Origin of the sequence: Bosea vaviloviae (genome assembly GCF_001741865.1) — a bacterium.
Classification (GTDB): Bacteria; Pseudomonadota; Alphaproteobacteria; order Rhizobiales; family Beijerinckiaceae; genus Allobosea; species Allobosea vaviloviae.
In genome coordinates, this window is record NZ_CP017147.1 from 292,622 (window position 1) to 307,147 (window position 14,526).

The following is a 14,526-nucleotide window of genomic DNA, read 5'->3' on the forward strand; positions in this document are numbered from 1 at the left end:
TCGGCCAGACCTAGCACTCACGCTTCGCAGCGCTCTGCTCCACCCCTCCATTCAACGAAAATACCCGGCACGAAGCCGGGTATCGTCGCGTGCAAGAGAAGCGACCACGCCTCAGACGAACTGGCCGTGGCAGTGCTTGTATTTCTTGCCGGAGCCGCAGGGGCAGGCCTCGTTGCGGCCGACCTTGCCCCAGCTCGCCGGGTCGGTCGGGTTGCGGTCGAGCACGGCCGTGTCGCCCTCGATCGCGGCATATTGCAGGCCGGCCGCGCCGTAATCGCCGCCGAAGCCGGAACCGGCTTCATCCTGCGGTGGCAGGCTGCCCGGTTCCTCCGGCGCGTCGAAACGCACCTCGATGCGCATCAGATTGCCGGTGACCTGTTCGCGCAGGCGGTCGGTCAGCGAGTCGTACAGCTCGAAGGCCTCCTGCTTGTACTCGTTCAGCGGATCGCGCTGAGCATAGCCGCGCCAGCCGATGACCTGGCGGAGATGATCGAGCGTGACGAGATGCTCGCGCCAGAGATGGTCGAGCGTCTGCAGCAGCACCTGCTTCTCAACATAGGTCATCACCTCTTCGGTGTTGCGCTCGATGCGAGCCGCGTAATCCTCGTCGGCGATCTTGCGGATGCGCTCGCGCAATTCGGTATCGGCGATGCCCTCTTCCTTCGCCCAATCCTCGATCGGCAGATCGAGATTGAGGAACTGCATCACGCCTTCCTTGAGCGCGGCGGTGTCCCACTGCTCCGGATAGGCCTCCTCGGGGATATGACGACCGACGAGATCCTCGGCGACGCCCTGGCGCATGTCGTCGATGGTCTCGCGCACGGTCGGCTGGCGCATGAAGTCGCGGCGCTGCTCGAACACGACCTTGCGCTGGGAGTTCATGACGTCGTCGTATTTCAGGATGTTCTTGCGGACGTCGAAGTTGCGCGCCTCGACCTTGCCCTGCGCCTTCTCGACCGCCTTGTTGATCCAGGGATGGACGATCGCCTCGTCCTCCTTGAGGCCGAGCTTCTGCAGCATGCCGTCCATCCGGTCGGAGCCGAAGATGCGCATCAGGTCGTCCTGCAGCGACAGGAAGAACTTGGACCGACCCGGATCGCCCTGGCGGCCGGCGCGGCCACGCAGCTGGTTGTCGATGCGGCGGCTCTCATGGCGCTCGGTGCCGACGATGTAGAGCCCGCCGGCCTTGATCACGCGCTGCTTGAAGTCGATCACCTCGGCGCGGATGCGGTTCGCCTCGGCTTCCCGCTCCGGCCCTTCCGCCATGCCGGCGAGATCGTGATTGATGCGCATCTCGGCATTGCCGCCGAGCTGGATATCGGTGCCGCGGCCGGCCATGTTGGTGGCGATGGTGATGGCGCCGGGCACGCCGGCCTGCGCCACGATATAGGCCTCCAGCTCGTGGAAGCGGGCGTTCAGCACGGCGAAGGCGTTCGAGGGCTTGCCGGCGCGGGCGGCGGCGTAGATCGGCTCCAGCCCGCTGGGGTCGCTGAAATCGATCTGCTTGAAGCCTTCCTTCGCCAGCATCTCGGCGACGAGCTCCGAGCGCTCGATCGAGGTCGTGCCGACCAGCATGGGCTGGCCGCTCTCCTGTGCCGCCTTGATCTCGCGGATGACGCCGCGGACCTTCTCCTCGAAGGTGCGGTAGACCTCGTCATCCTCGTCCTTGCGGGCGACCGGGACATTGGTCGGAATCTCGACCACTTCGAGCTTGTAGATCTCGAAGAACTCGTCGGCCTCGGTCGAAGCCGTGCCGGTCATGCCGGCGAGCTTGGAATAGAGCCGGAAATAGTTCTGGAAGGTGATCGAGGCCAGCGTCGCGTTCTCGGGCTGGACGGTGACGTGCTCCTTGGCTTCGAGCGCCTGGTGCAAGCCTTCCGAATAGCGCCGGCCCGGCATCATGCGGCCGGTGAACTCGTCGATGATGACGACCTCGTCATTGCGGACGATGTAGTCCTTGTCGCGCTGGAACAGCGAATGCGCCCGCAGGCCCTGGTTGACGTGGTGGACCAGCGTGACGTTCTGGGCGTCGTAGAGATCGCCCTCCTTCAGCAGGTCGGCCTCGCGCAGCAGCTCCTCGATATGCTCGTTGCCGGCCTCCGTCAGCGAGACGGCACGCTGCTTCTCGTCGACCTCGAAATCCCCGGCCACCAGCCCCGGCAGGATCTTGTCGATGGCGACATAGAGATCGGACTTGTCGTCGAGCGGGCCGGAGATGATCAGCGGCGTGCGCGCCTCGTCGACCAGGATCGAGTCGACCTCGTCGACGATCGCGAAATGGTGGCCGCGCTGGGACATCTGCGCGACCTCGTATTTCATGTTGTCGCGCAGATAGTCGAAGCCGAATTCGTTGTTGGTGCCGTAGGTGATGTCGCTGGCATAGGCGCGCTGGCGCTCCTCATCGTCGATGCCATGGACGATGATGCCGACGGAAAGGCCGAGGAAGTTGTAGAGTTTGGCCATCCATTCCGCGTCGCGGCGGGCTAGGTAATCGTTGACCGTGACGACATGCACGCCCTTGCCTTCGAGCGCATTGAGATAGGTCGGCAGGGTCGCGACCAGCGTCTTGCCCTCGCCCGTCTTCATCTCGGCGATGGCGCCCTCATGCAGCACCATGCCGCCGACAAGCTGCACGTCATAGGGCCGCTGGCCGAGCACGCGCTTGGCCGCTTCGCGCACCGTGGCGAAGGCCGGCACCAAGAGATCGTCGAGCTTGGCGCCATTGGCGAGCTGCTGGCGGAACTCGGCGGTGCGCGCCTGCAAGGCCTCGTCGCTGAGTGCGGCAATCTCGTTTTCGAGCGCGTTGATCGCCGCGACACGAGGGCCATAGCCCTTGACCCGCCGATCATTCGACGAGCCGAAGAGTTTCTTTGCGAGCGCGCCAAGCATTGTTGGGCCTTTCGATAGTGCAGCTTTCGCCTTGCGTCCGCGGTGACCCGCGCGCGGGCGAAAGCCCGATAATTCTCAATTCGACCGCGTGTTTAGACGCGTGCGGGGGCGGGGTCCAGCACCGCTTTGCACCAAGTGCGAGCCTTGTTTGCGCCAAGCACGAGCCTTGGCCGGCGGCGGAATTCGCAACCGATGTGGGGTTTTCGTCGCGCGGTTCCAAGGGAGCGGCGCCATCGAACTGCGTAAGCCGCGCAAAGGCCGGCACAGCATCGCGCCGCGAAAGCCTTAAACCGCGCAGCTGCCTTGCCTTTGCCGCGTTCAACTGGCAGTGCAGCGCAAATGACCGGTTTTTGCTGCTTGCGGAAGGTTTGACCCGATGACGCTGTCACGTCTCGCCATGATGTCTCTCGGTTTCGTGCTCGCCGCGACACCCGCCGCGCTGGCCCAGGCCGACAAGATCGTGGCCAAGGTCAACGGCATCGCCATTACCGAGCGCGACGTCGCGCTGGCGACGGAGGATCTCGGCGAGCGACTGGCGCAGGTTCCCGAGGAGCGCAAGCGCGACGAGGTGGTGAATTATCTCGTCGACCTCAAGCTCGGCGCCAAGGCCGCCACCGACGCCAAGGTCGCCGACGGCCCCGATTTCGCCGCCCGCCTCGCCTATAACCGCGACAAGGTCCTGCTCGACGAATATCTCCAGCGCGAGGCCAAGAAGGCCGCGACCCCGGAAGCCGCCAAGAAGCTGTTCGACGACACCGTCAAGGCGCTGCCGCCCGAGGAGGAGATCCACGCGCGCCATATCCTGGTCGAGGACGAGGCCCAGGCCAAGACGGCCACCGAGCGCGTCAAGAAGGGCGAGGATTTCGCCAAGGTCGCAGCCGAACTCTCCAAGGATCCCGGCTCCGGCAAGGAAGGCGGCGATCTCGGCTGGTTCAGCAAGGACCGCATGGTGCCGGAATTCGCCGAAGCCGCCTTCAAGCTGCAGAAGGGTCAGATCTCCGATCCGGTGAAGAGCCAGTTCGGCTGGCATGTCATCAAGCTCGAAGACCGCCGCACCAAGCCGGCGCCGGATTTTGCCGCCGTCAAGCCGCAGATCGACCAGTATCTCGAGCGCAAGGCCCAGCAGGACATCGTGCTGGCGCTGCGCGAGAAGGCCAAGGTCGAGCGGCTGGACCAGCCCGCCGCAGCCACGCCTGCTCCTGCGGCTGAGCCGAAGAAGCGCTGACGAGCAGGAAGCCCTGATCAGATTGCCCAAGGGCGGAGCGAGCAGCTCCGCCCTTTCTTTTTGCGCAGCCCGCGACAGGCGCCCCGCCTCGATCAGACGGCTTTCTTGAGCGCTTCGTTGATCCGGGTCTGCCAGCCCTTGCCGGTCTTCCGGAACCGCTCGATCACATCGCGGTCGAGCCGCAGCGTCACCTGAACCTTGGTCGGAGCGGCTTGCGGGCCGCGCTGCTTCGTATTTGGAAAGGCCGCGAGGATTTCAGGAGGGAGCTCAGAGGCCGGGCGGGCCGTCCGAAAATCCTCTTCCGTCCATTCTGGATTGTCGTCATCGAAGACGATCTTGCGGGACATGACGTCTGATCTCCTTGTCTCTCGCTCGACGAAGGCTGATGGCGCGGATACGCCCTTCACGCTGGACGAAAGCCAGGCAGTAGGCCTGCTCGTCGATCAATCCCCAGGCGCGATAGCGCGTTTCCCCGGCGAAGCGGTCGTCAGCCTGGAACCCGAGGATCTCGAGGTCGACTGCCCGCGCCAGCGAAATACCGTGCTTTTGCCGATTGATCTCGTTCTTGGCCGGGTCGAACTCGATCTCCATGCCGCAATGTAACTACGATTTGCCTCGCCGCAAGAGCGCATACCGGCTCATCGGCCATCCTTCTTGTTTTCGTCATCGGCCTGCGGCACATGGGCTTCCTTGATCTGGAGGTGCTTTTCATGGCTGGCAAGGATGTCCCCGTTTCCCCGCTCGCGCCCAAGCGCCAGCCCAAGGTCCCGGCTGTGCCGGGCGTGCGCTTCGCGACCGCCGAAGCGGGCATCCGCTATAAGGGCCGCACCGATGTCGTGCTGATGCTGCTCGACCAGGGCACGCAAGCCGCGGGCGTCTTCACCCGCTCGAAATGCCCCTCCGCCCCGGTCGACTGGTGCCGCGAGAATCTGGCGCAAGGCTCGGCCCGCGCGATCGTCGTCAATTCCGGCAACGCCAACGCCTTCACCGGGCTCAAAGGTCGCGACTCGGTCAAGCTCACCGCCGAGATCGCCGCCAAGGCTGCCAGCTGCAAGCCCTCGGAAGTCTTCATCGCCTCCACGGGCGTGATCGGCGAACCGCTCGACGCCACCAAATTCGAGGGCGTGCTGAGCGACTGCGCCAGGCGCGCCGCGGATGGCCCCTGGATCGACGCCGCCCGGGCGATCATGACCACCGACACCTTCCCCAAGGCGCTCTCGCGCAAGGCAAAAATCGACGGCAAGGAGGTCGTGCTGGCCGGCATCGCCAAGGGCGCCGGCATGATCGCGCCCGACATGGCGACGATGCTCTCCTTCGTCTTCACCGACGCACCCATAGCCGCGCCCGTCTTGCAGGCGCTGCTCTCCAAGGGCGTGAAGGGCTCGTTCAATGCGGTCACGGTCGACAGCGACACCTCGACCTCCGACACGCTGATGCTCTTCGCCACGGGCAAGGCGGCCGAGCGCGGCGTGCCCGCGATCACCCAGGTCAACGATGCCCGCCTCTCCGGCTTCAAGCGCGCGCTGAATTCGCTGCTGCTCGAGCTCGCCCATCTCGTCTGCAAAGACGGCGAGGGCGCACGTAAATTCGTCGAGATCCGCGTCGCGGGGGCGACCTCCGCGCGCTCGGCCAAGCGGGTCGCGCTCTCGATCGCCAATTCGCCGCTGGTCAAGACCGCCATCGCCGGCGAGGACGCCAATTGGGGCCGCATCGTCATGGCCGTCGGCAAGGCCGGCGAACCCGCCGATCGCGACAAGCTCGACATCTCCTTCGGCGACATCATGGTCGCCCGGCAGGGCGCGCGCGCGCCGTCCTATGACGAGCAGGCGGTCTCCGCCTACATGACCGGCGAGCACATCGTCATCACCACCGATCTTGGACTGGGCCGGGGCAAATCCACGGTCTGGACCTGCGACCTGACCAAGGCCTATGTCGAAATCAACGGCGACTATCGCTCCTGAGTGAAGCGCTTCGCCGTCGAAAACATCGCGCCGGGCGCGCATTTCGTTCTCGCCAGGTGATCAGGGCCGACGAGCCGTCGCTCTTTCACGAAGACGGCGCGATCTATGACATCGTGAGCGTGATGGGTAAGGAGACTGATCCCGTCCACGTCATCCTCTCCGGACACTGACCCCAGCGTGAAACTCCTCCTCGTCGTCGCCTGCGCCCTGATCGATTCCGACAACCGCGTCCTTGTCGCGCAACGCCCCGAAGGCAAGGCGCTGGCGGGCCTGTGGGAGTTCCCCGGCGGCAAGCTGGAGGCCGGCGAACGGCCCGAACCCGCACTGATCCGCGAGCTCTCGGAAGAGCTCGGCATCACCGTGAAGGAAGCCTGCCTCGCGCCCCTGACCTTTGCGAGCTATGCCTATCCGGACTTCCACCTGCTGATGCCGCTCTATATCTGCCGGCGCTGGGAGGGCACGGCCATCTCGCGCGAGGGCCAGGCCCTGAAATGGCTCCGCGCCGGCAAGCTCAGCCAACTGGCGATGCCACCCGCCGACGAACCCCTGATCCCGCATCTGATCGACCTGCTGGGGGCTTGAGGCCTCTCTCGTGAGCCTCTCTTTCCTGCCGTCATCCCAGGACAGGCCGCGGGCCTGAACCCGGCAAGCCATGCACAGGACGCTGTTCCAGCGCGTCATGCTCGCCCTTGTGGCGAGCACCCACGTCTTGAACACAGACCTCGATCGGCGAAGACGTGGATGGTCGGGACAAGCCCGACCATGACGGATTAACGCGGTGTTCATGGGTTCCGGGCTCGATCCTACGGATCGCCCCGGAATGACGGCGCGGTTCCGAGCATAAACAGCGTGCTCTAAGCGCGCAGCGCGGCGCGGTTCTCCTCCTCAGGCAGCGCCTCTGCGAAGGCAGGCTCGCTCTCGCTGCCGAGCGCGAGCTGAAACCGCTCGAACCGCGCCAGCTCAATCTCGATCGCCGCCTTTGCGGCCGGCGTCTCCTCCCCCGCAAGCCAGCTCCATTGCTGGATCAACAGCTTGCCCGCGGCGCGGTCGGTCTTCAGGTCGAGCACCGCGACGATCCGGTCCCCGAGCAGGACCGGCAGGGCGAAATAGCCATAGACCCGCTTCTCCCGCGGCAGATAGGCCTCGAACAGGTGCTGGTAGCCGAAGAACAGATTCAGGCGCTTGCGCTGGATGATCAGGGGATCGAAAGGCGAGAGGATGTGGACGAGGCCGGCATCAGTGGGAGCGACGGCCTCCAGCGCCTCGGGGCTTGCCCAATGCGGCGCCTTCTCGGCCCCCTCGATCCGCACCTGCACGAGTTCCTTGCGCTTGACCCGCCCCGCGATCAGCTCGGCCACGGCCTTCTTGGCGGGCGCGTCGAGATGGCAGATCGAATCAAGGCTGACCACGCCCTGCGCCCGCAGCGCCCGGTCGAGTTTGTAGGCAACGACCTGGCGCTCGCTGGCCGGAGTGGGCTTCTTCTCCCAGCCGAAATGCCGGTCGATCAGTTCATAGGTCTTGAGCATGCCGGCGCGTGCCGAGATGACGAGCTCGCCATCGTAGAAGGCGCGCTCCAGCAGGCCCTTGGACGGCTTCTTGCTCGCCCAGAGATGGGCCTTCTCGATCAGCACATCGGTGTCGATGTCGCGGATGGTGAGCGCGCCCTCCTTGCGGATGCGCCGGAGCAGCTTGCGCGTCTCCTCGGGCGAGCCGACAGCCGACCAGCGCTTGGGCTCCTCGCGATGCGCCTTCATCGCGCCGAGGAAGAAGCGGATATCCGCAGTCGGGACATAGGAGAGTGCATGCGTCCAGTATTCGAAGACGCTCTTCTCCAGCGTTTGCGCCTGCGCGAGATCGGAGCGGCGATAGCTCGGGATGCGGCTGTAGAGGATGTGGTGGTGGCAGCGCTCGATCACGTTGATCGTGTCGATCTGGACATAGCCGAGATGCGCGACCGCGGCCCGCGTCGCCTCCGGCCCGGCGCCGAAGGGCTCCGGCTCGTCGAGCCGCTGCGCGCGCAGCCAGATGGCGCGCGCACGGTCTCTCGTCAGGGTGAGCGGTAACTTGGGTCTGGATGCCATCGCGCCAAGCTAGCCGCGTCGCGGCAGGACCGTAAGTGGTGCCGGCCTTCGTCACTGACATCTGCTGGCGGGAGCCTGCCAGGTACCGGACCTGAAACATCGGCGGGAGAATGGCGTTGCCTATGTCGAACCGCGACAGCGTGGCGACGGGAGCCAGGAATCGGGAGCCAGAAATCATGAAGCGTCACGCGAAGCGGGACTATCCGCTGATGGATATCCGCCGCCATCTCGAGACAGGGCCGATCGTGCTGGTCAGCTCGGCCTGGCGGGGCAAGACCAATATCATGACCATGGGTTGGCACATGATGCTGCAATTCACCCCCGCCTTGTTCGGCGGCTATATCTGGACCGGCAATCACAGCTACGAGATGATCCGCCAGTCCCGGCAATGTGTCATCAACGTCCCGACGGTCGATCTGATCGACACCATCGTCGCGATCGGCAACAGCTCCGGCAGCGAGATCGACAAGTTCAAGGAGTTCGATCTGAGCGCCGGCCAGGCCGAAAGGGTCAAGGCGCCGCTGATCGACGAGTGTTATGCCAGTTTCGAATGCGAGCTCGCCGACGATACGCTCGTGCCGGACAAGGGGCTGTTCATCTGGCAAGTGGTGAAGGCCCATGTCGCGCCCTCGCCCAAGAACCCGAAGACGGTGCATTATCGCGGCGACGGCGAGTTCATGGTCGCCGGTCCTTCGCTCAGCCGGCGCGGCAGCTTCAAGCCGGAAATGCTCTGAACCTCCGGCGCGATCCCGGGCTCAACCCGCCAGGACGATCGCCAGCGCCTCGCATGTCAGCTCGCTCATCGCCATCTGCGCCTTGAATGCCCTCGTCTTTGCGCCGGGGTTCATCACCAGGATCACCGTCTCGGTGCCCGGGCAGGCCGGGTCGGCGCAGAGGATTTCGTTGACCGCGATCACAGCGTCCTCGGGCAGGCCGAGCAGGTCGCGGACATCGGCCTTGATCCGCGTTGCGGCCTCAGAAGCCACGGCCTTGTCCGCAGCGCCTTTCCCGAACAGGCCAAAGCGCATCCCGGCCCCTCAGCCGGCCGGCAAGGTGAGCACGCCGGCCACACCATCCTCGGTCCCGAAGGCCAGGCGCTTGCCGAGCTTGTCCCAGGCGAAGGCGGTGACGCCGCTGGCCTTGATCGCGGGCCGCACCAGGAGCTCGGAGGCGTCGGTCAAGCGGATCATCAGGATGCAGCCATCGTCATAGCCGACGGCCAGCACCAGCGCCTTGGGATGGAAGGCCACGCGCGTGACCTTGGCGTGGCGCGCGCCACATTCGCGCGGCGCCTTGCCGGTCGGCCCCTCCCCCTGGAACGGCCAGACGATTGCGGCGTCCGCACCCGATGAGGCGAGCCAGAGCCCGTCATGCGACCAGGACAAGGAACGCGGCTTGGCCGGGTAGCCGGTCATGCGCATATGCGTCGGCTTGTCGCCCAGCCGCCAGCCATGCAGCGCGTTCTCCTGCATCGAGGAGACGACGAAGCGGCCATCGGGCGACCAGATCACATCGAGATGCGAGCCCTTCCACTCCAGGAATTCGGGCTTGGCCTCGGTGTTGGGATACCACAGCGAGACACCGTTCATCTGGGCGACGGCGAGACGATAGCCCTTCGGCGCGAAGACCAGCCCCTGCGGCGTCGTAACGAAATCGAGCGATTTGACCCGGCCCTTGTCGTCGCGGGAATGCACGGTCTTGCCGGTGTTCCAGGCGAGGCTGCCGCTGCCCGACAGCGTCACCGCATCGATCCAGCGGCGCTTGGGGTCGCGCGCGATCTCGGTGGGTTCGCCCTCGGCTCCGGTCGCGACGACGCGCCCGTCATCACCGCCGGTGATCAGTCGTTCGCCGTCCGTGCAGGCGCTGAGAATGCCGCCGGCATGAGGCTCGACGCTCTCGGCCTCGCCATCGCGCCAGCGCAGCACGCGCCCGTCGGCAAGCGCGAGCGCCAGCGCCGATTTGAGCCAATGGGCCGCGACGACATGCGCCCCGGCCTCAATGGGGACGACATGTTCGCGCAGCGAAACGGGTTTGGTGATCGTATCCATGGGGCCGGTCTAGCAAACTATTCGGAACGGGGCGACGCGTCATTCTCGGGTGGCGCATCGCGCCGAACCGAGAATCTCGGGACGAGAAGGTGCTGGTTTCCGAGATGGTCGGGTCAAGCCCGACCATGACGAGAACTCACGCCGCGCAGGCCAAAAATCCCTTGCGCAATTCGCTCTCGTCGAGATCGCGCCCGATGAAGACGAGGCGGGAATTGCGCGTCTCATCCGCCTTCCAATCGCGCTGCAGATCGCCATCGAGGATCATATGGACGCCCTGGAAGACGAAGCGGCGCGGCTCGTCCTTGAAGGCGAGAATGCCCTTGGAGCGCAGGATGTTGGGCCCTTGCGCCTGGCTGATATCGTTGATCCAGGGCATGAACTTGTCGGGGTCGACATCGCCGGGGATCGTGAACGACATCGAACGCACCTCGTCGGAATGATGATGATGGTGTCCGGATTCGAGAAAATCCGGCTCGATGTCGAGGATGCGGTCGAGATCGAAAGCGTTGCGGTCGAGCAACTGGTCGATCGGCAGGTCGCAGCGCGTCGTCTTGTGCAGCTTGGCGTAGGGGTTGATGGCGCGGATCGCGGCCTCGACCTCGGCCAGTTCCTCGGCCGAGACGAGATCGACCTTGTTGATGATGATGACGTCGGCGAAGGCGATCTGGTTCTTCGCCTCGGGCGCATCCTTCAGCCGTTCGGTCAGCCATTTGGCGTCCGTCACGGTGACGACGGCGTCGAGCTTGGTCGCATCGCCGACATCCTGGTCGACGAAGAAGGTTTGCGCCACCGGGGCCGGATCAGCCAGGCCCGTGGTCTCGACGATGATCGCGTCGAACTTGCCCTTGCGCTTCATCAGGCCGTCGAGGATGCGGATCAGATCACCGCGCACGGTGCAGCAGATGCAGCCATTGTTCATCTCGAAGACTTCCTCATCGGCGCCGACGACGAGGTCGCCATCGATGCCGGTCTCGCCGAACTCGTTGACGATCACGGCGAATTTCTTGCCGTGGTCCTCGGTGAGGATGCGGTTGAGGAGCGTGGTCTTGCCGGCGCCCAGATAGCCTGTGAGCACCGTGACGGGGATTTTCTCGGACATGGGTTCGACCTGGTTATTGAACGGACAAAGCCGGAGCGCTCGATATCCGCCCCGGCCCTGGAAAGCTTCAGCCCTCATCCCGGGGAGCGATCCGTAAGGATCGCGTCTCGAAGGATGCTCCAGCACGCTTTGAACCATCCTTCGAGACGCCGCTTCGCGGGTCCTCGGGATGAGGGCTGGAGATGAGGACCGACGCTCAGGCCGGACCGGCGCCGAGCGCCTTCTCGAACTGGCTTATATTGTGTTTCATCATCGCGATGTAAGTCCCGGCCGGGCCGGAGGCTTCCGAAAGCGCATCCGAATAGACCCGGCCGCCGATCTTGGCGCCGCTCTCCCTGGCGATCTGCTCGATCAGGCGCGGATTGGTGACGTTTTCGAGGAAGACCGCCGGAATCTTCTCGGCCTTCACCTGCCGGATGATGCGCCCGACATCCTTGGCCGAAGCCTCGGCCTCGGTCGAGACGCCCTGGGGTGCGATGAAATCGATGCCATAGGCCTTGATGAAATAGCCGAAGGCGTCATGCGAGGTGATCGCCTTGCGCCGGTCGGCCGGAATGCGCGCCACCGCAGCCTTGATCTCCCCGTCCAGCGCATCGAGCTTGGCGAGATAGGCCGTCGCATTGGCCTCATAGACCGCTTTTCCCGCCGGGTCGGCCACGCTCAGCGCGTCGCGGATATTGGCGATGTAGACCTTGGCGTTGGTGACATTCTGCCAGGCATGGGGGTCCTCCCGGCCGGCATGATCGTGACCATGGGCGTCCTTCTTGCCGGGCTCCTCCGCGGCGGGCAGCGCCTGCGGCGTGATGCCCGTCGTCGCGACCGCGACCGTGCCCTTGGCGGCGGAGGATTTGATCAGGCGCGTCATCCAGCCCTCGAATTTGAAGCCGTTGACGACGATCAGCTTGGCGCCGGCCATGCTCTTGGCGTCGGCGGGCGTCGGCGAATAGACATGGGCATCGCCATTGGGCCCGACCAGCGTCGTCACCGAGACGCGCTCGGCCCCGATCTCCCTTACGAAATCGCCCAGGATCGAGAAGCTCGCGACGACGGGGAGCTTCTCCTGCGCCAAAGCCGCCAGCGGTGCGGCAGCGAGGATCAATCCGGCGGCAAGGCCCGCGACGAGTTCGCGACGATTCGGCATGGCTTCTCTCCAGTCATATTGAAACACTATAACATAACTAGCGCTGGAGATGGGGTCGAGGCAAGAGCCGCCGCGCAAGGCCGCCCTGCGAGCCGATCAGGAGCGAACCGAGATAGAGCGTCCCGGCGGCGAGGATGATGGCGGGGCCGGCGGGGAGATTGCTGCCCGCCGCATAGGAGACGACGAGCCCGGCATAGCCCGAGGCCATGCCGAAGCCCGAGGCGAGCAGGATCAGCCGCGTGATGTCGGCGGTCCAGAACCGCGCGGCGGCTGCCGGCAGCATCATCATCCCGACCGCGAGCAAGGTGCCCAGCGCATGGAAGCCGGCGACGAGGTTCAGCACCACGAGCGCGAGAAAAGTCAGATGGACCCAGCCGCCGGAACGGCTGACCGAGCGCAGGAAACCGGGATCGACGCATTCCATCACCAGCGGGCGATAAAGCGCCGCCAGCAGCAGCAGCGTCAGCGTCGTCACACCAGCCAGCAGGACGAGCACGTCGTCATCCAGCGCCAGCACATTGCCGAACAGCACATGGAAGAGATCGATCGCCGAACCGCGCAGCGAGACGATGGTGACGCCGAGCGCGAGCGAAATCAGATAGAAGGCCGCAAGCGACGCATCCTCCTTCATCACCGTCACCCGCGCCACCGCGCCGGCCGCCAGCGCGACCGCAAAGCCCGCGACGAGGCCGCCAAGCGTCATCGCCGAGAGCGAGAAGCCGGCGACGAGATAGCCGATCGCAGCACCGGGCAGGATGGCGTGCGCCATGGCGTCGCCGGTCAAGCTCATCCGCCGCAGCATCAGGAAGACCCCGATCGGCGCGGCAGCGACCGAGAGCGCAAAGATCCCGACCAGCGCACGGCGCATGAAGTCGAACTCGGCGAAGGGGCCGATGAAAAGGTCGTAGAATTGCGTCATGGCTGGTGTGCCCGATCAGGCGGCGTCGCGCTCGCAAGGGGCGGCATGGCTGTCGAAGGCCTCGACCATCTGGCGCGCCTTCAGCAGATTGGCAGGAGTCAGCACCTCGGCAGTGGCGCCCCAGGCAACGGTCTCGCGTGCCAGCAGCAGCGTCTGCGGAAAGGCGCGGCGGACCGTCTCGATATCATGCAACACCGCGACGACGGTGCGGCTCTCACCATGCCAACGCTGCACCAGAGCGAGCAGGTCTGAGGTGGTGCGTGCATCGATCGCGGTGAAAGGCTCGTCGAGCAGGATGATGTCGGCGTCCTGCAGCAAGAGCCTGGCGAACAGCACGCGCTGCATCTGCCCGCCGGAGAGATTGCTGATCGGTCGGCGCTCGAAGCCGGTGAGACCGACGGCCGCGATCGCCTGCTCGATCCTGGCTTTCGCGCCAAAGCCGATGCGGCCGAAAATACCCGCCGAGCCCCACAAGCCCATCGCCACGAGATCATAGACATGGATCGGGAAGGAGCGGTCGAGATCGGCCGATTGCGGCAGATAAGCAAGCCGCTTGCCCTTGGCCAGCGTCAGCCCGCCATCGAGCGGCGCAAGCGCGCCGGCGATGCCCTTGAGCAGCGTCGACTTGCCGGCGCCATTGGGACCCACAATCGCCGTCAGGCTGCCCTGGGCGATCTCGCCGCAAAGATGATGCACCGCCGGATGGCGGTCATAGCCGAGCGTCAGATCGTCGAGGCGGATAGCGGGCACGGGCGCAAACACTCTCTTCACATGATCACGGCGAGCGTCGCCGCCCAGACCAGCACGATCACTGCGACAGCCAGGCCAAGCCGGGCCGCAGCCGACAGGCGCAGCAGCGACCAGCCCGGATCCTCCGAAACGGCGCGACGGGCATGGCTGTGCGACTGGCTCATATGAGATGATATAATGTTACGAACTACAGCGAGCAAGCGGAGTCTGTGGATGGTCCCGTTGCTCCACCGTCATGCTCGCCCTTGTGGCGAGCATCCACGTCCTGCCCCCCGCCCTCGAAAGGGAAGACGTGGATGGTCGGGACAAGTGTTTGTTCTTGAGAGATAGCCGACCGCCATGACGGCAAAGTCAGGCCAAAGCATTTTCGAGCGAAGTGGACACCGGTTCGCGTGAAGAAAATGCAATAAAAC

At 65.1% G+C, this 14,526-nt stretch carries 15 protein-coding genes; 4 read left to right on the forward strand and 11 right to left on the reverse strand.

Going from position 1 to position 14,526, the window contains the following annotated elements:
- Window positions 1–111: 111 nt before the first annotated feature.
- The gene (gene secA, locus BHK69_RS01385; protein ID WP_069688553.1) at window positions 112–2,889 is read right to left on the reverse strand and encodes a preprotein translocase subunit SecA; all 2,778 of its coding nucleotides are present in this window, start codon (window positions 2,887–2,889) and stop codon (window positions 112–114) included.
- A 376-nt stretch (window positions 2,890–3,265) separates the two neighbouring features.
- Between secA and BHK69_RS01390 the strand changes: the two genes are divergently transcribed.
- On the forward strand, window positions 3,266–4,114 hold the full coding sequence (locus BHK69_RS01390; protein WP_069688554.1) for a peptidylprolyl isomerase: 849 nt from the start codon (window positions 3,266–3,268) through the stop codon (window positions 4,112–4,114).
- 92 nt (window positions 4,115–4,206) lie between these two features.
- Here BHK69_RS01390 and BHK69_RS01395 read toward each other — a convergent pair whose 3' ends face one another.
- Together BHK69_RS01395 and BHK69_RS31230 are read right to left on the reverse strand one after the other, a co-directional pair.
- Complete coding sequence (locus BHK69_RS01395; protein ID WP_069688555.1) at window positions 4,207–4,461, reverse strand: BrnA antitoxin family protein; 255 nt, start codon at window positions 4,459–4,461, stop codon at window positions 4,207–4,209.
- Entirely contained in the window at window positions 4,436–4,705 is a 270-nt protein-coding gene (locus tag BHK69_RS31230) for a BrnT family toxin (protein ID WP_083269052.1), read from the reverse strand. Before BHK69_RS31230 ends, BHK69_RS01395 begins: the two co-directional genes overlap by 26 nt.
- A 119-nt stretch (window positions 4,706–4,824) precedes the next feature.
- On the opposite strand from BHK69_RS31230, the gene argJ reads away from it, so the two are divergent.
- A complete protein-coding gene (gene argJ, locus BHK69_RS01405; protein ID WP_069693269.1) occupies window positions 4,825–6,075 on the forward strand; it encodes a bifunctional glutamate N-acetyltransferase/amino-acid acetyltransferase ArgJ in 1,251 nt (416 codons plus the stop codon).
- Between the two features lie 177 nt (window positions 6,076–6,252).
- Window positions 6,253–6,657, forward strand: a complete 405-nt coding sequence (gene mutT / locus BHK69_RS01410; protein ID WP_069688557.1) for an 8-oxo-dGTP diphosphatase MutT — start codon at window positions 6,253–6,255, stop codon at window positions 6,655–6,657.
- A 272-nt stretch (window positions 6,658–6,929) separates the two neighbouring features.
- Here mutT and BHK69_RS01415 read toward each other — a convergent pair whose 3' ends face one another.
- A complete protein-coding gene (locus BHK69_RS01415; RefSeq protein WP_069688558.1) occupies window positions 6,930–8,156 on the reverse strand; it encodes a winged helix-turn-helix domain-containing protein in 1,227 nt (408 codons plus the stop codon).
- Window positions 8,157–8,332: 176 nt separating this feature from the next.
- On the opposite strand from BHK69_RS01415, the gene BHK69_RS01420 reads away from it, so the two are divergent.
- On the forward strand, window positions 8,333–8,890 hold the full coding sequence (locus tag BHK69_RS01420; protein WP_069693270.1) for a flavin reductase family protein: 558 nt from the start codon (window positions 8,333–8,335) through the stop codon (window positions 8,888–8,890).
- 21 nt (window positions 8,891–8,911) lie between these two features.
- Here BHK69_RS01420 and BHK69_RS01425 read toward each other — a convergent pair whose 3' ends face one another.
- From BHK69_RS01425 to BHK69_RS32520, 7 genes are all read right to left on the reverse strand, one after another.
- Complete coding sequence (locus tag BHK69_RS01425; RefSeq protein WP_083269768.1) at window positions 8,912–9,142, reverse strand: hypothetical protein; 231 nt, start codon at window positions 9,140–9,142, stop codon at window positions 8,912–8,914.
- Between the two features lie 51 nt (window positions 9,143–9,193).
- Complete coding sequence (locus tag BHK69_RS01430; RefSeq protein ID WP_069688560.1) at window positions 9,194–10,204, reverse strand: WD40 repeat domain-containing protein; 1,011 nt, start codon at window positions 10,202–10,204, stop codon at window positions 9,194–9,196.
- A 136-nt stretch (window positions 10,205–10,340) separates the two neighbouring features.
- Entirely contained in the window at window positions 10,341–11,303 is a 963-nt protein-coding gene (locus BHK69_RS01435; protein ID WP_069688561.1) for a CobW family GTP-binding protein, read from the reverse strand.
- Between the two features lie 196 nt (window positions 11,304–11,499).
- On the reverse strand, window positions 11,500–12,444 hold the full coding sequence (locus BHK69_RS01440; RefSeq protein WP_069688562.1) for a metal ABC transporter substrate-binding protein: 945 nt from the start codon (window positions 12,442–12,444) through the stop codon (window positions 11,500–11,502).
- 37 nt (window positions 12,445–12,481) lie between these two features.
- Window positions 12,482–13,363: a metal ABC transporter permease gene (locus tag BHK69_RS01445; RefSeq protein WP_069688563.1), complete on the reverse strand. Its 882-nt coding sequence runs from the start codon at window positions 13,361–13,363 to the stop codon at window positions 12,482–12,484.
- Window positions 13,364–13,378: 15 nt separating this feature from the next.
- Window positions 13,379–14,113 carry a zinc ABC transporter ATP-binding protein AztA gene (gene aztA, locus BHK69_RS01450; protein WP_069693271.1) on the reverse strand — a complete coding sequence of 245 codons (735 nt, stop codon included), beginning with the start codon at window positions 14,111–14,113 and terminating at the stop codon, window positions 13,379–13,381.
- Window positions 14,114–14,130: 17 nt separating this feature from the next.
- On the reverse strand, window positions 14,131–14,277 hold the full coding sequence (locus tag BHK69_RS32520; protein ID WP_158516140.1) for a hypothetical protein: 147 nt from the start codon (window positions 14,275–14,277) through the stop codon (window positions 14,131–14,133).
- Window positions 14,278–14,526: the final 249 nt, after the last annotated feature.